We start from the raw sequence: 18,344 nt of genomic DNA, 5'->3' as shown, positions 1-18,344 counted from the left end.
ACGGCACCCTAGAAGACGAACTCGTAAGTCACACGGCCACCGATATCGGTGGTGTCGGACCGGACGCGCCCGGTGTCGAGATCTAGCGACAACGCCCCCCTGCCAACAGCCATCTGGCCGCCGACACCAAAGCGCGGGGCAAGGAACGTGTCCGTGCCGGCCAGCGTCGAACTGATCATCCGGTAGTCGAGCGCAAGGCTGACATACGGCACGATCCCGCCCGTGCCCTCGTTCGCCGTCGCGGTCAGTCGTCCGCCCATGGACAGCGTATAGCTCGTGATATCATTGGTTCCGACGGCGCCCGCCGTGCCGGTATAGGCAGGCTGCCCCTCGGTAAAGCCCTTGAACTGCGCGAAAGGTTCCAGACGGTAGAGACCGCGCTCGATCTCGCCCGTCAAATTCAGCGAGGCGGAATAGCGCGTCGCTGAAAAGCTGGCGCCGGGCACGATATAGTTGGGGAATGCAACGCTGAGATAGCCGTCGAGGTAGAGGTTCGTATCGAGGCGCGATGCGAAATACCCGCCAACCGCAGCCGCGTTCACGCTGGCCTGCGTTGTGGTCGTCGACAGCTCCATGTGGTTGTATGCCGCAAGCGCACCCACGATCATGCGCGAACCGATCAGGAAATCCACACCGCCGACAAGATCGCCGCTGAACCCGGTGACCGCGCCGGAATAGAACCGTCCCTCGGCCGAAATCCAGGCGTTGTAGTCGCTTCGCCCAACCTGGCCCGGTGTGCCTTGAGTCGAGAAGAACAGGCCGTCGCGCGTCACGGCATTCGCACCGCCGCCGCCAAGACGATTCTGGGTGTTCTTGTTGATCCCGACCTGAGTCGCGGTGGTCTGGCTGTTGCCGCTTAGAACACCCAGTGTGTTGCCCAGCGTCGTCGGGACATTCGCTGCCGCTGCCAGTTTTGGCGTACAGGTGATGACCGCATCAGTGCCTGAGTGATTGAGCTCTATTTGGCCGTCGACAGCCGCTGTTACGCTGAACGGAAGTTAGGGTGTCGAAGGTTGACCGTTGTTGACGCTGACTTCGACTGCCCCTCCTGCACCTGCGGCGCTGATAACGTCGCCCGTGCTGACATTGACCCGCAGAACTGCTAGGTTGGTCAGATTGAATGACCCGACATTCGCACAATTAAGTACTGTAAGACCAGCGGCTTGCGCAGGAGTAGCCACAACGTAGGCTGACGCACAGATGGCAAGGCTCGCAGCAAGGCGCGTGAGACGGTTCATGGCAGATCCCCAAGTCTTCGAAATGACGGCGCACGACGCCCCATCGAGTCAGCAGAATTGCGATCATCACTTGATGGTTTACGCCTGGGCAAGATCGACTTGATTGCGGTGCTGGATTCGCCCGCGATTGAGACGTATATGCCGCGGCATGCAGGAACGCGCTGACATATCAGGCCGCAGCTTCATGAAGATGCATGGGCTCGGCAATGACTTCGTGGTCTTCGACCTTCGAGACGGCGCGCCTGCGCCTTCGCTTGCCGTGATCCGTGCGCTCGGCGACCGTCACCGGGGCGTCGGATATGACCAGCTTGCGCTGATCGAGGCCGATTCCGAGGCCGCCGCGCGCCTGACCTTCTACAACGCCGACGGCTCGCTCTCGTCGGCCTGCGGCAACGCCACACGCTGCATCGCGCGGCACCTGATGGACGAGACCGGCGAGACTGCGCTGACCCTGCGCACGACCCGCGGGCTTCTGGCCTGCGAAGATGCGGGCGGCGGAATGACCCGCGTGAACATGGGCACACCGCTTTTAGACTGGCAGGACATTCCGTTGGCCGAGGCGATGGACACGGACGAATTGCCGATCGAGGGCGGCCCCGTCGCCACCGGCATGGGCAATCCGCATTGCACTTTCTTCGTGGACGATGCCGAGGCGATCCCGCTGCACCAGTTCGGCCCCCGCTATGAACATCACCCGCTCTATCCCGAACGCACCAACGTCGAGGTCGTGCAGGTGCTGTCGGACAGCGAGATTCGCCTGCGCATCTGGGAACGCGGCACCGGCATCACGCTGGCATCGGGGTCCTGTTCCTGCGCCGCCGCCGTTGCCGCCGCCCGGCGTGGCCTGACCGGGCGTCGCGTGACGGTGCACGTCGATGGCGGCACGTTGGAGATCGACTGGCGCGACGATGGCGTCTGGATGACCGGGCCGACGGCGCATGTCTTCACCGCCACCCTGACCGATGCCTTTCTCGGGGCGCTGTGACATGGACCGCGCCGTTCCCAAATTCACCACGCTCGGCTGCCGCCTGAACGCCTACGAGACCGAGGCGATGAAGGAACTGGCGACCGCCGCCGGTGTCGGCGACGCGGTCGTCGTGAACACCTGCGCCGTGACGTCCGAGGCGGTGCGCAAGGCGCGGCAGGAAATCCGCAAGCTGCGGCGCGAGAACCCGAGCGCCCGCCTGATCGTGACCGGCTGCGCCGCGCAGACCGAACCGGGCACCTTTGCCGCGATGCCCGAGGTCGATCTGGTGATCGGCAACACCGAAAAGATGCAGCCCGAAACATGGGCGCGCATGGCCCCCGACTTCATCGGGGATGCGCCGCAGGTGCAGGTGGACGACATCATGTCGGTCACGGAAACCGCCGGGCACCTGATCGACGGCTTCGGCACCCGCAGCCGCGCATATGTGCAGGTTCAGAACGGCTGCGACCACCGCTGCACCTTCTGCATCATCCCCTTTGGGCGCGGCAATTCGCGGTCGGTCGGGGCCGGCGTCGTGGTGGACCAGATCAAGCGGCTGGTGGATCGCGGCTATAACGAGGTCGTGCTGACCGGCGTCGATCTGACGTCATGGGGCGCAGATCTGCCCGGCACCCCGCGCCTTGGCGATCTTGTCATGCGCATCATGAGGCTGGTGCCCGATCTACCGCGCCTGCGGATCAGTTCGATCGATTCGATCGAAGCCGATGACAACCTGATGCAGGCCATCGCGACCGAGCCGCGCCTGATGCCGCACCTGCACCTGTCCCTGCAGCACGGCGACGACCTGATCCTGAAACGGATGAAGCGCCGCCACCTGCGCGACGACGCCATCCGTTTCTGCGAAGAGGCGCGGCGCTTGCGCCCCGGCATCACCTTTGGCGCCGACATCATCGCGGGCTTCCCGACCGAGACCGAGGCGCATTTCGAGAACGCGCTGCGGCTGGTCGAGGAGTGCCACCTGACCTGGCTTCACGTCTTCCCTTATTCCGCCCGCCCCGGCACCCCCGCCGCGCGCATCCCGTCGCGTGTCGATGGCAAGGTGATCAAGGTCCGAGCAGCCCGCCTGCGCGCGGCGGGCGCCGACGCGGAACGGCGCCATCTCGACGCCCAGGTCGGGCAGCATCATGCCTTGCTGATGGAATCGCCGCGCATGGGCCGGACCGAGCATTTCGCCGAGGTCATCTGCGACGCCGATCAGCCCGAAGGGCAGATCGTGCCCATGCGGATCACGGCGCGCGACGGGCGGCAGCTTTGCGGTGTGCCGGATGCATCCTAACCCCGCCTTCCGCACGGCGGGGGACCACCGGAACCTCGCCTTCGCCCGCTCGCGCGGCTTCGGGATGCTCGCTGTCAACGCGGCCTCCGGCCCGCTGCTGTCGCATGTCCCGTTCCTGCTCACCGAAGACGGCACCGCCGCCGACCTGCATCTGGTGCGCTCCAACCCCATTGCGCGCCTTCTGGACGCTGCAACGCCCGCCGTGATCGCCGTCACCGGCCCCGACGGCTACGTCTCGCCCGACTGGTACCGCGTCGACGATCAGGTGCCGACGTGGAACTACGTCGCCGTCCACCTGCGCGGCCGCCTCGAACGCCTGCCAGACACCGACCTGCGCCGCATCCTCGACGAGGTCTCCGATCACTTCGAGACGCGCCTCGCGCCGAAACCGGTCTGGAAGACCGCCAAGATGCCCGGCGACCTGATGGCGAAGATGATGCGCACGCTGGTGCCTCTGCGCCTGCACATCGAAACCATCGAGGGCACCTGGAAGCTGAACCAGAACAAGCCGGACGCCGTGCGCCTGTCGGCGGCCGATCACGTGGCGGCGGACGGTCTTGGGACGGACACGGCCACCCTTGCCGATCTGATGCGCGCTCCCCCCGCATAAGCCGCGCCTTCTCCATCTTTGGTCCCCAAATACCTCCGGGGGTCCGGGGGCAGAGCCCCCGGCGGGTCGGATCGCGTCAGCGATCCGAAACCGGGAATGGACGCCGCAGAATCCCCTGATACTGTCGCGCCGAACCCACCGAAAGGGACCGCCATGCTCACGCTTCACGACAACCCCGCCTCACCCTATTGCCGCAAGGTCCGCGTGCTGCTGCACGAATCCGGGCAGACCGATGATGTCGAGATCGCCTACGCGGTGGGCCACCCGCTGGCGCCCGAACAGATGCCGACATCGCAGAACCCGCTCGGCAAGATCCCGACGCTCGAGCGCGGCGAAGGACCGGCGATCTACGACAGCCGGGTGATCTGCCGCTATCTCGATGCGCGGGCCAAGGCCGGGCTCTATCCCGAAACCCGCCTCTGGGAGGTGCTGACGCTGGAAGCCACCGCAGACGGGATCATGGATGCGGCGATCCTGATGGTCTACGAATCGCGCTCGCGCCCCGAGGACAAGCGCTTTGACGGCTGGGTCGAGGCGCAGTGGGTCAAGGTTGACCGGTCGCTGCACGCGATCGAGGCGAAGTGGATGGTGAACCTCGCCGGACCGCTCGACATGGGGCAGGTCGCCGTCGGCTGCGCGCTGGGCTATCTCGACTTCCGCCACGCCGCGCGCGACTGGCGCAAGGATCACCCCGCGCTGGCGGACTGGTTCGCTGGGTTCGCCGAACGCCCCTCGATGCAGGCCACGGCGCCCAGCGCCTGAACCGCCCCCAATGACGATCCCGCTGGCGTCCTTTCTGACGGTCTGGGCGATCCTGGCGCTCAACATCCTGTCGCCGGGGCCGAACGTGCTCAACACGATCACCACGGCGATGGGATCGGGGCGCCCGGCGGGGCTTGCCTCGGCGGCGGCGGTCGGGATCGGCATCGCGCTTTGGTGCCTTGTCACCTCGCTTGGCCTGACGGCGCTGTTCCTTGTCCTGCCGGGGGCCGAGCTGGCGCTGACCCTGGTCGCCTGCTGCCTTCTGGTGTGGTTCGCCTCGCGGTTCCTGCGGCGCGCCCTGACACGCAAGGTGGGCACTTTGCGGGAACGGCGCGGCGACACGCTGGCCTCGTCCTTCCTGCGCTCGCTGTCGGTCAATGCCACCAACCCCAAGGCGCTGACCACCTGGGTGGCGATCCTGGGCATCTTTCCCACCGCCGAAGCGGGCGCCGCCGACATCGCGCTTCTGACGGTCGGGGCCTCGGCGCTGAGCGTGTCGATTCACACCTGCTATGCCCTCCTGTTCTCGACCCAAGGGGCGGCGCGGGCGTGGCTCAAGGCATCGCATGTCATCGAAGGCGCGACCGGCCTCTTCTTTCTGGGATTCGCCGCAAAGCTGGCGTTCGGCGCGATTGCCGGGCCCTGAGTCGCGAAATCAGGGGGTTTTGCGACAATCCGCCCCACATGCGCGCGTATGTCCGCTGGACGCCTATCCACGCCCCCGCTAAATACCCCCCATAGCACGGCGCGGGGATTTCCGCGCCTGCAGTCATTTGGCCGGTCCAGCCGGTCCGAAGATGGAGAAAACTCGTGTCCCACGCAGAAGATCACGAAGGCACCCGCCGGGACTTCCTCTACTATGCGACCGCCGGCGCCGGTGCTGTTGCGGCGGGGGCGGCGGTTTGGCCTCTCATCAACCAGATGAACCCCTCAGCCGACGTCCAGGCGCTCAGCTCGATCCGTGTCGATGTCGGCGGCCTGTCGGAAGGCACGCAGCTGACCGTGCAGTGGCTGGGCAAGCCCGTGTTCATCCGTCGCCGCAACGCCGCGGACATCGAATCGGCACGCTCCGTCGATCTGAGCGAGCTTCCCGATCCGATCGCGCGGAATGCCAACATCCAGGGCGATGTGCCTGCGACGGATGAGAATCGCACTCTCGACGAGGCGGGCGAATGGCTGGTGATGATGGGCGTCTGCACCCATCTCGGCTGTGTTCCGATCAACGAGGCGGGCGACTTCGACGGCTGGTTCTGCCCGTGCCACGGCTCGCACTACGACGCCTCTGGCCGCATCCGCCGCGGACCGGCCCCCGAGAACCTGCCGGTTCCGGTCGCTGAATTCGCCGACGACGCAACCATCGTCCTCGGCTAAGGGAGAGAGAAATGGCTGGAATTCCTCACGACCATTACGAACCGACGTCGGGCGGCGAGAAGTGGCTTCATCGCCGCCTTCCGATCGTCGGCCTTCTGTACGACACCCTGATGATCCCCACGCCCAAGAACCTCAACTGGATGTGGATCTGGGGCATCGTGCTGACGTTCTGCCTGGCGCTTCAGATCATCACCGGCATCGCTCTGGTCATGCACTACACGCCTGACACCGAACTGGCCTTTGCCTCGGTCGAGCACATCATGCGGAACGTCAACGGCGGCTGGGCCCTGCGCTACATCCATGCCAACGGCGCATCGCTGTTCTTCGTCGCGGTCTATCTGCACATCTTCCGCGGTCTCTACTACGGGTCCTACAAGGCCCCGCGCGAAGTGACCTGGATCATCGGGATGCTGATCTACCTCGCGATGATGGCGACGGCGTTCATGGGCTACGTCTTGCCCTGGGGCCAGATGTCGTTCTGGGGTGCCACGGTCATCACCGGCCTGTTCGGGGCGATCCCCTTCGTGGGCGAGACGCTGCAGACCTGGCTTCTGGGCGGACCGGCGGTCGGAAACTACACGCTGACGCGGTTCTTCTCGCTTCATTACCTGCTGCCCTTCGTGATCGCGGGCCTCGTGATCGTGCACATCTGGGCGTTCCACACCACCGGCAACAACAACCCCACCGGGGTCGAAGTGCGCCGCGGGTCCAAGGAAGAAGCCAAGCGCGACACCGTGCCGTTCTGGCCCTACTTCGTCATCAAGGACCTGTTCGCGCTGACGGTCATCCTGGCGATCTTCTTCGCCATCGTCGGCTTCATGCCGAACTACCTTGGCCATGCCGACAACTACATCGAGGCGAACCCGCTTTCGACCCCGGCGCACATCGTGCCTGAATGGTACTTCCTGCCGTTCTACGCGATCCTGCGCGCCTTCACCGCCGACGTCTGGATCGTGCAGCTTGCCAGCTTCGTGACCGGCGGCATCATCGACGCCAAGTTCTTCGGCGTGCTGGCGATGTTCGGCTCGATCGCGGTTCTGGCGCTGACCCCCTGGCTCGACACCTCGTCGGTCCGGTCGGGCCGGTTCCGGCCGATGTTCAAGTGGTGGTTCACCCTTCTGGTCGTCGACTTCATCGTCCTGATGTGGGTCGGCGCCCGTCCGGCCGAAGGGATCTACAACTGGATCTCGCTGATCGCCTCGACTTACTGGTTCGCGTTCTTCCTGGTCATCCTGCCGCTGCTTGGCGTGATCGAGAAACCGCTGGCACAGCCCGCGACCATCGAGGACGACTTCAAGGCGCATTACTCGGGCAAGACCGGTGGTTCCAAGACCATCGTTTCGCCGGCCGAGTGAGAAAGGAACACGGAATGCTGAAGAAACTTACCGCATCCGCACTTGCCGCGCTGGTCTTGTCGACCGGCGCGGGTCTTGCGGCGGGCGAAGGCGGTCATGTCACCGATTATTCCTTCTCGTTCGAGGGACCGTTCGGCACCTATGACCAGATGCAGCTCCAGCGCGGGCTTCAGGTCTATACCGAGATCTGTTCGGCGTGCCACGGCATGAAGCTGGTTCCGATCCGGTCTCTCGCCGCCGAGAACGGGCCGGGCCTGCCCGAGGACCAGGTGCGCGCCTACGCCGAATTCTGGGAAGTCTGGGACCCCGAGCTGCGCGACTACCGCACGGCACTGCCCACCGACAACTTTCCCGAAAGCGGGCTGGAAAGCGCCCCTGACCTGAGCCTCATGGCCAAGGCGCGGGCGGGCTTTCACGGCCCTTACGGCACTGGCCTGTCGCAATTGTTCAAGGGCATCGGCGGCCCGGAATACATCGCGTCGCTTCTGACCGGCTACACCGGCGGAGACATCGAACAGGCCGGCACGATCCTGTATGAGAACGAAGTCTTCGAAAGCGGCTACATCGCGATGGCGCAGCCGCTTTATGGCGATGACGTCGTTTATGCGGACGGCACCGAGGCCACGCTGGAGCAAGAGGCGCAAGACGTCGCCGCGTTCCTGATGTGGGCGGCAGAGCCCAAGATGATGCAGCGCAAGCAGGCCGGGTTCATCGCCGTTCTGTTCCTCGGCATCCTCGGCGTGCTGCTCTATCTCACGAACAAGCGCCTCTGGGCTCCGATCAAGCGCCGCGAAAAGGATCAACCGGCCGAGTGATCCTGCCGGACGTCACGACATAGAAACGCGCCCCAAGGGGCGCGTTTTTCGTTTGGTGAGGTCCAGGTCCCACCGCGGATCGGCGGACGTGGCGTCCGTAGGGCGGGACTTGTCCCGCCACCCGTTGCCGGATCAGCCCATCACCGCCAGCAACACCGTCAGCGTCACAAAGGCCCCCGCCGTCGCCAGCAAGAGCGCGATCGACGCGATGCCCTCGTGCCCGTAGGGCTGTGCCAGCACCGGATAGATCGACAGCATCGGCATGGCCGCCGACAGGATCGCCGCCGCGCGCATCTCGGGTGACAGGGGCAGGCCGAACGACGTGAACAGCACGGCGAACATCATCACGCACAGCGGATGCAGCACCAGCTTGCCCAGCGCGATCACCGTCGCCAGCCCAAGATCGCCCCGCACCGGCAGGCCGTACAGCGTGCCGCCAATCACCACGAGCGCCAGCGCGCTCGCCGACGCCCCCAGAAGGCTGGTCAGGCGCAGCACCGGCTCGGGAAGGTTGACCCTCAGCAAGGACACGACAAGCCCCGCGATCAGGCCGATCACGAAGGGGCGGCGTAGCGTGTCCACGAACGACGCACCGACGGCACGCAAAAGGCCCCGCCCGGTGCCCGGACGCGACAGGTCCAGCAGCGCCATGACCAGCGGCAGCATCAGGAAGCTTTCGACCAGCAGGTTCAGCGCCAGCACCGTTTCGGCCACGTCCGGCAACGCGAGGAGCAGCACCGGATACCCGACATAGGCCGAATTCGGCCCCGCCATGCCCAGCCCCGCAATCGCCCGCCGTGCCGGGCCGATCCCGGCGAGCCGCAATCCGAACCATGCGCCAAGGATGATCGTCAGCGTCGAGGCACCCATGACGATCAGGAACCCCGGTTGCAGGACGGCCCCAAGATCCCGTGTGGCCACGGCGTTGAACAACAGCGCGGGCAGGGCGATGTTGAGAACATACTTGCCCAGGATGCGCATGTCGGACGGCGCGAACGGCCCTTTCCAGACAGCGACATTGCCGATGGCGATGGCCGCGAAGATCGGGAAGGTGATCCCGAGGACGGACAACATCAGCCGATGGCGCCCCGGTTCTCGCCGATCTGGCCACGGTGCAACAGAAGGTGGTCAAGGATCACGCAGGCCGCCATCGCCTCGCCCACCGGCACCGCACGAATGCCGACGCATGGATCATGGCGCCCCTTGGTCACGATCTCGGTCTCTTCGCCTGCCTTCGTGATCGTCTTGCGCGGCGTCAGGATCGAGCTTGTGGGCTTGACCGCGAACCGCACCACGACGTCCTGCCCGGTCGAGATGCCGCCCAGAATGCCGCCCGCGTGGTTCGAGTTGTAGACCGGCCCGTCCGGACCCATGCGGATCTCGTCGGCATTGGCGCTGCCGGTCAATTCTGCTGTGGCCATGCCGTCGCCGATCTCGACGCCCTTGACGGCATTGATCGACATCATCGCCGCCGCAAGGTCTGTATCCAGCTTGCCATAGACCGGCGCACCCAGCCCGGCGGGCACGCCGCGCGCCGTCACTTCGATCACCGCGCCGACGCTGTCACCTGATTTGCGCAGATCGTCGAGATAGCGCGCCCAGTCGTTGGCCGCCTGGGCGTCGGGCACCCAGAACGGGTTTTGCGTGATTTGGCCCCAGTCGAACCGCGACCGGTCGATCTTGTGCGGGCCGATCTGCACCATGTAGCCAGTGATCTCGACCGCCGGTGCCATCATTGCCAACGCCGCACGCGCAATGCCGCCCGCAGCAACCCGCGCCGCCGTCTCGCGCGCGCTCGATCGCCCGCCGCCGCGATAGTCGCGGATGCCGTATTTCTGCCAATAGGTGATGTCGGCATGGCCCGGGCGGAACTTCTCGGCGATGTCGCCGTAATCCTTCGACCGCTGGTCGGTGTTTTGGATCATCAGCTGGATCGGCGTGCCGGTGGTCTGCCCCTCGAACACGCCCGAAAGAATTTCCACTTCATCGGCTTCACGCCGCTGGGTGGTATACTTGTTCTGCCCCGGCTTGCGCTTATCGAGCCAGACCTGGATCGCCTCGGCGCTTATCGGAACACCGGGCGGGCAGCCATCGACGGTCGCGCCCAGCGCGGGTCCGTGGCTTTCGCCCCATGTCGTGACACGGAACAGGTGGCCGAAACTGTTGAGGCTCATGGCAGGTCTCCTATCCCCAGCGGTCTACCGAGGCCCCGGAAGCGCCTCAAGGGGTTTCGGCTTGCCGACCCCGGCGGTGCGGACTACGTTCACCGGTACCTCGGGGTGGTCCTGCACGGGCCTGAGATTTGGGAAATCGCACCCAAGAACCCGTTGAACCTGAACCGGTTAACACCGGCGGAGGGAAGGTGACAGGATACGCTCCTCACTGACTTTCCGTCGCCATGGAAGGAGCATCCATATGAGATTTCCGATCATCGCAACGGCCCTTGTCGCAACCAACCTGCCCGCAACGGCGCAGGACAGGCCGACCCTGACCGTCTACACATACGACAGCTTTGTCACCGACTACGGCCCCGGCCCGCAGATCGAGACCGATTTCGAGGCGGTCTGCGGCTGCGATCTGCAATTCGTCGCCTCGGGCGATGGCGCGTCGCTCTTGTCGCGCCTGCGGCTCGAAGGCGCGCGCACCGAGGCGGACGTGGTCCTTGGCCTCGACACCAACCTGACAGCGGACGCGGCTGAAACCGGGCTGTTCGCGCAGCACGGGATGGACGACGCCAGCTATGATCTGCCGGTCGAATGGGACGATGACATGTTCATCCCCTACGATTGGGGGTATTTCGCCTTTGTCCACGACACCTCGCGCGTGTCCGGCGAAGCGGTGCCTGCGTCCTTCGAAGAGCTTGCAGGCAGCGATCTGTCCATCGTGATCCAGGACCCGCGTTCGTCCACCCCCGGCCTTGGGCTGGTGATGTGGGTCGAGGCGGCCTACCCGGACCGCGCAGGCGAGATCTGGCAGGGATTGTCGGACAACATCGTCACCGTGACCAAGGGCTGGTCCGAGGCGTATGGCCTGTTCCTCGATGGCGAGGCGGACATGGTGCTGTCCTACACGACATCCCCCGCCTACCACCTGATCGCCGAGGACGATGCGACCAAGGCGGCCGCGCCCTTCGCCGAGGGGCACTACATGCAGATCGAGGTGCTGGGCACCATCGCCTCGACCGACCAGCCGGAATTGGCCGCGCAGTTCATGGAGTTCATGACGTCCGACATGGCGCAAAGCGTGATCCCGACGACCAACTGGATGTATCCGGCAGTCACCCCCGAAATGGGCCTGCCGGACGGGTTCGGCACGCTGGTTTCACCGGACAAGGCGCTGCTGTTCCCGGCGGGAGAGGCCGCACGCGTGCGTGACGGCGCCATCGAGACATGGCGCACGGCCCTGTCGCAGTGATGCCGCGCTGGCCCGGCTGGATCGCCGTTGCGGCGATCCTGTCCCTTACCCTTGGCACGCTCGCGCTGGTCGCGTGGCGTGCCGAGGACTCGTTTGGGCTCGGGTCGGGCCTTGGCCCCGCCGACTGGGCTGCGGTGCGGTTCACGCTCTTGCAGGCGACCCTGTCGGCGGTGCTGTCCGTCGCCGCCGCGATCCCGCTGGCCCGTGCGCTGGCGCGGCGCGCATTTCCGGGGCGCGGTCTATTGATTACGCTTCTGGGTGCGCCGTTCATCCTGCCGGTAATCGTTGCCGTGCTGGGCCTTCTGGCGGTGTACGGGCGCAATGGCTTCGTATCGCAAGGGCTGTCCCTGATCGGTGCCGAGCCGATCAGCATTTACGGGCTGACCGGCGTCGTGCTGGCGCATGTGTTCTTCAACATGCCGCTTGCCACCCGGTTCCTGCTGCAAGGCTGGCTTGCCATCCCCGCCGAACGCTTTCGCCTTGCCGCCTCGCTGGGCTTTTCCGCAAGCGACACGGCAAGGCTGCTGGAATGGCCGATGCTGCGCGCCACCGTGCCGGGCGCGGCGCTGGTGGTCTTCCTGATCTGCACCACCAGCTTTGCCGTGGCGCTGGCGCTGGGCGGAGGCCCCGCCGCGACCACGGTTGAACTGGCGATCTACCAGGCCTTCCGGTTGGAGTTCGACCTGTCGCGCGCCGCGTTTCTGTCGTTGGTGCAGGTGGCGATCTGCACGCTTGCCGCCGCGCTTGCCTTTCGTTTTGCCATCCCCGCAGGCTTTGGCGCCGGGCTTGACCGGACGCGGCAACGCTGGGACGCGGCGCATTGGACCCTGCGCGCGGTGGACACCGCCGCGATCCTGGCGGCGACGCTGTTCCTGCTGGTTCCGCTTGCGCTGGTCGTGGCGCGCGGTTTTCCCGCCTTGCCCGACCTGTCATCCGCAACCTTCGCCGCTGCCGGGCGGTCGCTGTGGGTCGCGGCGATCTCGACCGCGCTGACCGGCATCACCGCCCTGTCGCTGGCCCTGCTGATCCAGTCCTTGCGGCGCGGGGCTCAGCTGGTCGAGGGCATCGGCTATCTGTCCATAGCCGCCTCGCCGCTGGTGATCGGCACGGGCCTGTTCATCGCGATCTTTCCCTTTGCCAGCCCGGTCGCGCTGGCCCTCCCGGTGACGGCCGTGGTCAACACCGCGATGAGCCTGCCCTTTGCCCTGCGCGCGCTGGTGCCCGCGCTGGCCGAGGCCGAGGCGGCGCACGGGCGGCTGGCTGACAGCCTTGGCCTGACGGGCTGGGCGCGGCTGCGGCTGGTCCTGCTGCCGCGCCTGCGCCGGCCGCTTGGCTTTGCCCTTGGGCTGGCCGCCGCCCTGTCGATGGGCGATCTGGGCGTGATCGCGCTGTTCGCCGACCCAAGCGAGGCGACGCTGCCGCTGCTGCTCTATTCGCAGATGTCTGCCTACAGGATGGACGATGCCGCCGCCTCTGGCCTCGTGCTGATCGCGCTCAGTCTGCTTGCCTTCTGGATCTTCGACCGTGGGGGGCGCGCCAATGCTCACGCTTGACGGATGCCGGATCGTGCAGGGCGATTTCGCGCTGACCGCCGATTTCGCGGTGAATGCAGGCGCGCGCGTGTCCATCATCGGGCCATCCGGCGCGGGCAAGTCGACGCTTCTGGCGGCAATCGCCGGGTTCCTGCCGCTGGCAGGCGGGCGCATCCTGTGGACCGGGAAGGACATCGCGGTTCAGCCCCCCGGAGCGCGGCCGCTGTCGATCATCTTTCAGGACAACAACCTGTTCCCGCACCTGACCGCGTTCCAGAACGTCGCGCTGGGCCTGAAGCCTTCGCTGCGACTTGCGGAAAGCGAGGCGGCGCAGGTCAGGGACGCGCTGGCACGCACCGGGCTGGCGGGTTTGGAGGATCGCAAGCCGTCCGAGCTTTCTGGCGGGCAGCAAAGCCGGGTGGCGCTGGCGCGGGTGCTGCTGCGCGGGCGGCCGATCCTGTTGATGGACGAGCCATTCGCGGCCCTCGGCCCCGCTCTGCGGGCCGAGATGCTGGACCTTGTAAAGACGCTTGCGGCCGAAACCGGCGCGACGCTTCTGATGGTCAGTCACGATCCCGCCGACGCAAAGCGGCTTGGAGGGCAGACAGTCGTGGTCGCCGAAGGCCGCGCCGAGCCACCGGTGGAAACGGGCCTGCTGTTCGCCGACCCGCCCCAGGTGTTGCGCGACTATCTAGGTGATTAGGCCGTCGTCGCCGCATTCAACGCGGTGTCCATGAGCGCCTTGATGTCATCGCGCGAGGTTTCGGCGACGATGCGCCCAAGCTCCTGGTCACCCTTCAGCACGATCAGCGTGGACCGGCGCGGCACGTTGTAGCGCGTGGTGATGGCATCGCGGCTGTAGGTGTCCCAGTCGACCTTGATGAAGCTGACGTTCTGCTCATACGCCGGGTTCTCCGACTTGAGCGCGTTGATCACGCGTTCCTGCGCGGCGCAGGTCGTGCACCAGGTCGCGGCATAGTCAAGGAACACTGTCTTGCCCGCCGCAAGCTCGGCATCGACGAGACCGGGCGTGTACATCACTTCGGCCCGCGCCATCGGGGCGAGAACAAGCGCGGCGGCGGTGGTGGCAAGGAAGGAACGGCGGTTCATGGGAATGCTCCAGTTTGGGGATCAGAGGGAAACGGACAGGTCGAGAAGCCAGGGCGGCAGGGTCTGCAGCGCCCAGATCTCGGCCATGTGGTGAACGCGCAGCAGAAGGCCGACGCCGACGACCACGAACACGACGCCAAGGATCGGCTTGGCGCGCATCGCGATGGCGCGCATCGCCGCCTGACGCTTCTGGATCGCGGCGCGGGCGCCATAGCCCAGCATCAGGATCACGGTCGACACGCCCAGCGCAAAGCCGATCATGATGAAGGTGGCATAGACCAGGCTTTCGCCCTGGCTGGCGAGAGAGATAGCGCCGCCCAGCGTCGGGCCGATACAGGGGCTCCAGACCGCGCCCAGCAGTATCCCGCCCAGGAATTGCCCGCGCAGGCCGCTGCGGTCGATCACGTCCATCCCGCCGTCCGCCCGCGCGGCCACGCCCGCGGTCGCGGTGGCGAACCCTTCGGAAAAGCGCGGCACCAGCAGCACCAGCCCGAAGCCGATCATCAGAACGGCGCCCGCGTCGGCGATCATCTCGGTCGTCAGGCCCAGCGAGCGGCCCGCAACCGTCACCAGCATGCCCAGCACGACGAAGGACAGGCTCATGCCTGCGGCAACCGCGACCGGCCCGGCCTTGTGCGCCTGCACCGCCGTTGCCAGCACGATGGGCAGGATCGGCAGGACGCAGGGGTTGATAAGCGTCAGGACGCCCGCGCCATATGCGAATATGATTTCCATGCGCCGCAAGATGCACGAGGCTGCCGCAAAGTCATCTGACGTTTGCCCCGCGCCGTTTCACATGCCCGTCAGGACGCTGAAACCTCGCACCCCGACTTGGCCTTCGCCTCGACCTTGGACATCTGCACCGCAAGGATGCCAAGCGCGATGATGGCAACGCCGACGGCGTCGATCATGCCCATGCTCTCGCCCAGCAGAAGCGCGGCTATGCCGACCCCGAACGGCGGCGTGAGAAAGTGGAAAGTCGCCGCGCGCACAGCGCCGATCCGGTTGACCAGCATGAACCACACCACCGTCGCCGCAAGGCCGGGCACAAGCGTCGTGTAGATGAAGGCCGCGATCATCTGAACGGACCAGGTGACGTCCCACGTCTCGAACAGCACCGCAAAGACGGACAGGACGGCAGCGCCGACCAGCATCTGCAGCCCGACGATCATCAACAGGTTGCCGCCCGACGACGCGCCGCGCACCGACAGCGTGGCGATGGCCAGCGCCACGACCCCTGCAATGCACAGCGTCACACCGTAGAGGTCCGCGCCGCCTGACAGCCGCGATCCCATGATAAGCGCGACCCCCGCGACACCGGCGACCAATCCCGCCAGGCCCAGCGGCCGCGTCTTCTCGCCCATCAGCGCCCATCCGGAGAAGGCGACAACCAGCGGCATGGTCGAGGCGATGATTGCCGCAAGCGAAGCCTGCACGGTCTGCATCGCGACGAAGTTCAGCCCGAGATAAAGCGCGTTCTGGCACAGCCCGAAGATCACCGTTCCGCGCCACTGCAACCTGTCAAGCCGCGCGGTCTGGCCCAGAGCCAGCGCCAGCCCTACGCCGATGCCGCCCGAGATCCAGAAGCGGATCGCAAGCGCGGTGATCGGCGGCGCATCGGCGACGATCATTCGCGCCGAGGTAAAGGCCGAAGCCCACATGACGGCGAACAGAACGCCCATGCCGATCGCGCGAATGTCCATGTGCGGTGCCCCTGTCTGTGCCGTCCGGCCACGCAACACCAAAGCATCCGGGGTTGCAATGCGGCCCCGGCAAACGGCGGCGCATAGCTGCGATGCACCCGGCGCCAGAACGAAAAAGGGCCGCCCCAAGGGGCAGCCCCAAAGGCCTTTGTCCAGCGACGGATCAGCCGTTGACGCTGTCTTTCAGCGCCTTGGCGATCGTCATCTTCACGACCTTGTCCGCCTCTTTCTTGATCTGCTCGCCCGTGGCGGGGTTGCGGACCATGCGCTCGGGGCGCTCGCGGCAATAGATCTTGCCGACGCCCGGAAGGGTCACGGCGCCGCCGCCGGCGACTTCATCGGTAATCACCTTGACGATCGCATCGAGTGCGCTGGTCGCGGTCTTCTTGTCAGCGCCCATTTCGTCGGCGAGAGCCGACACGAGCTGGGTCTTGGTCATTGGTTTGGACATACGTTCTGTCTCCTCGCACTGGCCCGTCGTCACGCGGGTTACTCGGCGTTGTCTAGCGGTCTTGGTGGGCGACAGACAACTGAATGTGACGGAAGGATGCAAGTTTTATTGCGATTTCCAAGGCGTTTCCCCTGCGTCAGAGGAATGCCGTCTCTTCAAAGCTGCGCAACTTGCGCGAATGTATGCGTTCCAGCGGCATGTCGCGCAGCTTTTCCATCGCCCTGATTCCGATCAGCAAATGCCGCGACACCTGCGTCTTGTAGAAATCAGACGCCATGCCCGGAAGCTTCAATTCGCCGTGCAGCGGCTTGTCGGACACGCACAGAAGTGTCCCGTAAGGCACGCGAAACCGGAACCCGTTGGCGGCGATCGTCGCGCTTTCCATGTCCAGCGCGATGGCGCGCGACTGCGACAGACGTTGCACCGGGCCGGACTGGTCGCGCAGTTCCCAGTTGCGGTTGTCGATGGTAGCGACGGTGCCGGTGCGCATGATGCGTTTGAGCTCGTAGCCTTCGAGCGCCGTGACATCCTCGACCGCGTCTTCCAGCGCGATCTGGATCTCGGCCAGCGGCGGGATCGGAACCCAGATCGGCAGGTCGTCGTCCAGAACGTGATCCTCGCGCAGATAGGCGTGGGCCAGCACGAAATCTCCCAGCCGCTGGCTGTTGCGAAGGCCGGCGCAGTGCCCGACCATCAGCCACGCATGGGGCCGCAGCACCGCGATATGATCGGTCGCCGTCTTGGCGTTCGACGGGCCGACGCCGATGTTGACCAGCGTGATCCCGGCGCTGTTCGGCCGCTTGAGGTGATAGGTCGGCATCTGCGGCATCTTTTGCGGCGCAAGAACCGGCGCATCGGGATCGGTGATCTCGACGTTGCCCGGCCCGACAAAGGACGTGTAGCCGCTGTCTGGATCGCGCAGCATCGCACGGGCGACGGCCTCGAATTCCTCGACGTAGAACTGGTAGTTGGTGAACAGGACGTGGTTCTGGAAATGCGACGGATCGGTCGCGGTGTAATGCGCAAGCCGCGCCAGCGAATAGTCCACGCGCTGCGCGGTGAACGGCGCCAGCGGGCTGGCCCCGTCGCCATAGGCAAAGCCGTAGCCGTTCACGATGTCATCGTTCGTGGTCGCAAGGTCGGGCACGTCGAAGACATCGCGCAGCGGGAAATCCAGCGCGCCCTCTTGCGGCACCGCGATGCCAGAGCCGACCGCGAAATGCACCGGCATCGGCGTATCGGACGGGCCGATCACGACCGGAACACGGTGGTTTTCGAGCAGAAGGGTTATCTGCTGCTCCAGGTAGTTGCGAAACAGGTCAGGCCGCGTGACCGTGGTGCAATAGGTGCCGGGCACCGCGACATGACCAAAGCTGAGGCGGCTGTCCGTCTCGGCATAGGTGGTGGTGGTGATCCGCACCTCTGGGTAGAAGGCGCGAAAGCGGGCGTCCGGGCGCCCCCCTGTCAGCGTGTTCTGGAACCGGTCCTTGAGAAAGGCGGTCGCCGCCTCGTAAAGCTCGTGAAGCCGCGCGACCGCCGCCGCCGCATCGGTGAAACTTTCCGGGCCGTGCGTATCAGGCGACTCGATCGGAAGATTGCGATTTGCGGTCATTGTGTGCTGAGGCCTTGAGCGGTCTGGGGTGCTGTGCTGTGTCATGCGCCATTTCGCGCATTCGCCCCCCTTGGTGCAACCCGCTTTCGCGCCCGCCCTCTGCCTTG

At 65.8% G+C, this 18,344-nt stretch carries 19 protein-coding genes and 1 riboswitch; of the genes, 11 read left to right on the top strand and 8 right to left on the bottom strand.

Features of this window, described 5'->3' with window-relative positions; translation table 11 throughout:
- Window positions 1-8 precede the first annotated feature (8 nt).
- Window positions 9-773: an autotransporter outer membrane beta-barrel domain-containing protein gene (locus KTJ87_RS14635; RefSeq protein WP_267139882.1), complete on the bottom strand. Its 765-nt coding sequence runs from the start codon at window positions 771-773 to the stop codon at window positions 9-11.
- Window positions 774-1,422: 649 nt separating this feature from the next.
- On the opposite strand from KTJ87_RS14635, the gene dapF reads away from it, so the two are divergent.
- The 8 genes from dapF to KTJ87_RS14595 all read left to right on the top strand — a co-directional run bounded on the left by dapF (window position 1,423) and on the right by KTJ87_RS14595 (window position 8,415).
- A complete protein-coding gene (dapF, locus tag KTJ87_RS14630; protein WP_267139881.1) occupies window positions 1,423-2,223 on the top strand; it encodes a diaminopimelate epimerase in 801 nt (266 codons plus the stop codon).
- Window position 2,224: 1 nt separating this feature from the next.
- Window positions 2,225-3,502: a tRNA (N(6)-L-threonylcarbamoyladenosine(37)-C(2))-methylthiotransferase MtaB gene (gene mtaB / locus KTJ87_RS14625; RefSeq protein WP_267139880.1), complete on the top strand. Its 1,278-nt coding sequence runs from the start codon at window positions 2,225-2,227 to the stop codon at window positions 3,500-3,502.
- Window positions 3,492-4,112, top strand: a complete 621-nt coding sequence (locus KTJ87_RS14620) for an FMN-binding negative transcriptional regulator (RefSeq protein WP_267139879.1) — start codon at window positions 3,492-3,494, stop codon at window positions 4,110-4,112. Before mtaB ends, KTJ87_RS14620 begins: the two co-directional genes overlap by 11 nt.
- A 153-nt stretch (window positions 4,113-4,265) precedes the next feature.
- Window positions 4,266-4,874 (top strand): glutathione S-transferase family protein, encoded by a 609-nt coding sequence (locus tag KTJ87_RS14615; RefSeq protein ID WP_267139878.1) that lies wholly within the window; start codon window positions 4,266-4,268, stop codon window positions 4,872-4,874.
- Window positions 4,875-4,884: 10 nt separating this feature from the next.
- Window positions 4,885-5,520, top strand: coding sequence for a LysE family translocator (locus KTJ87_RS14610; RefSeq protein ID WP_267139877.1), 636 nt, complete (start codon window positions 4,885-4,887; stop codon window positions 5,518-5,520).
- A 164-nt stretch (window positions 5,521-5,684) separates the two neighbouring features.
- Complete coding sequence (gene petA, locus KTJ87_RS14605) at window positions 5,685-6,245, top strand: ubiquinol-cytochrome c reductase iron-sulfur subunit (protein WP_267139876.1); 561 nt, start codon at window positions 5,685-5,687, stop codon at window positions 6,243-6,245.
- An 11-nt stretch (window positions 6,246-6,256) separates the two neighbouring features.
- A complete protein-coding gene (gene petB, locus KTJ87_RS14600; RefSeq protein WP_267139875.1) occupies window positions 6,257-7,600 on the top strand; it encodes a cytochrome b in 1,344 nt (447 codons plus the stop codon).
- Between the two features lie 14 nt (window positions 7,601-7,614).
- Entirely contained in the window at window positions 7,615-8,415 is an 801-nt protein-coding gene (locus tag KTJ87_RS14595) for a cytochrome c1 (protein WP_267139874.1), read from the top strand.
- 132 nt (window positions 8,416-8,547) lie between these two features.
- On the opposite strand, the gene KTJ87_RS14590 is transcribed toward KTJ87_RS14595, so the two are convergent.
- Complete coding sequence (locus KTJ87_RS14590; RefSeq protein ID WP_267139873.1) at window positions 8,548-9,489, bottom strand: AEC family transporter; 942 nt, start codon at window positions 9,487-9,489, stop codon at window positions 8,548-8,550.
- Entirely contained in the window at window positions 9,489-10,589 is a 1,101-nt protein-coding gene (gene aroC, locus KTJ87_RS14585; RefSeq protein ID WP_267139872.1) for a chorismate synthase, read from the bottom strand. Before aroC ends, KTJ87_RS14590 begins: the two co-directional genes overlap by 1 nt.
- 91 nt (window positions 10,590-10,680) lie before the next feature.
- Window positions 10,681-10,792, top strand: a riboswitch (TPP riboswitch).
- A gap of 38 nt (window positions 10,793-10,830) precedes the next feature.
- Between aroC and thiB the strand changes: the two genes are divergently transcribed.
- The 3 genes from thiB to KTJ87_RS14570 are packed head-to-tail and all read left to right on the top strand — an operon-like array spanning window position 10,831 to window position 14,064.
- Window positions 10,831-11,829 (top strand): thiamine ABC transporter substrate binding subunit, encoded by a 999-nt coding sequence (gene thiB / locus KTJ87_RS14580; protein WP_267139871.1) that lies wholly within the window; start codon window positions 10,831-10,833, stop codon window positions 11,827-11,829.
- Window positions 11,805-13,382: a thiamine/thiamine pyrophosphate ABC transporter permease ThiP gene (locus KTJ87_RS14575; protein ID WP_267139870.1), complete on the top strand. Its 1,578-nt coding sequence runs from the start codon at window positions 11,805-11,807 to the stop codon at window positions 13,380-13,382. The genes thiB and KTJ87_RS14575 overlap by 25 nt, the downstream gene beginning before the upstream one ends.
- Complete coding sequence (locus KTJ87_RS14570; RefSeq protein WP_267139869.1) at window positions 13,369-14,064, top strand: thiamine ABC transporter ATP-binding protein; 696 nt, start codon at window positions 13,369-13,371, stop codon at window positions 14,062-14,064. Before KTJ87_RS14575 ends, KTJ87_RS14570 begins: the two co-directional genes overlap by 14 nt.
- Here KTJ87_RS14570 and KTJ87_RS14565 read toward each other — a convergent pair.
- The 5 genes from KTJ87_RS14565 to KTJ87_RS14545 all read right to left on the bottom strand — a co-directional run bounded on the left by KTJ87_RS14565 (window position 14,061) and on the right by KTJ87_RS14545 (window position 18,237).
- Window positions 14,061-14,471, bottom strand: a complete 411-nt coding sequence (locus tag KTJ87_RS14565) for a thioredoxin family protein (RefSeq protein ID WP_267139868.1) — start codon at window positions 14,469-14,471, stop codon at window positions 14,061-14,063. The genes KTJ87_RS14570 and KTJ87_RS14565 overlap by 4 nt on opposite strands.
- 21 nt (window positions 14,472-14,492) lie before the next feature.
- A complete protein-coding gene (locus tag KTJ87_RS14560) occupies window positions 14,493-15,206 on the bottom strand; it encodes a cytochrome c biogenesis CcdA family protein (protein ID WP_267139867.1) in 714 nt (237 codons plus the stop codon).
- Window positions 15,207-15,274: 68 nt separating this feature from the next.
- Entirely contained in the window at window positions 15,275-16,174 is a 900-nt protein-coding gene (locus KTJ87_RS14555) for a DMT family transporter (protein ID WP_267139866.1), read from the bottom strand.
- Window positions 16,175-16,337: 163 nt separating this feature from the next.
- The gene (locus tag KTJ87_RS14550; protein ID WP_267139865.1) at window positions 16,338-16,625 is read right to left on the bottom strand and encodes an HU family DNA-binding protein; all 288 of its coding nucleotides are present in this window, start codon (window positions 16,623-16,625) and stop codon (window positions 16,338-16,340) included.
- Window positions 16,626-16,761: 136 nt separating this feature from the next.
- Window positions 16,762-18,237, bottom strand: a complete 1,476-nt coding sequence (locus KTJ87_RS14545) for an AMP nucleosidase (protein ID WP_267139864.1) — start codon at window positions 18,235-18,237, stop codon at window positions 16,762-16,764.
- Window positions 18,238-18,344 lie beyond the last annotated feature (107 nt).

This window comes from Anianabacter salinae (assembly GCF_019061145.1).
GTDB classification, from domain to species: Bacteria; Pseudomonadota; Alphaproteobacteria; order Rhodobacterales; family Rhodobacteraceae; genus Anianibacter; species Anianibacter salinarum.
This window is presented reverse-complemented; position numbering and strand designations above follow the sequence as displayed.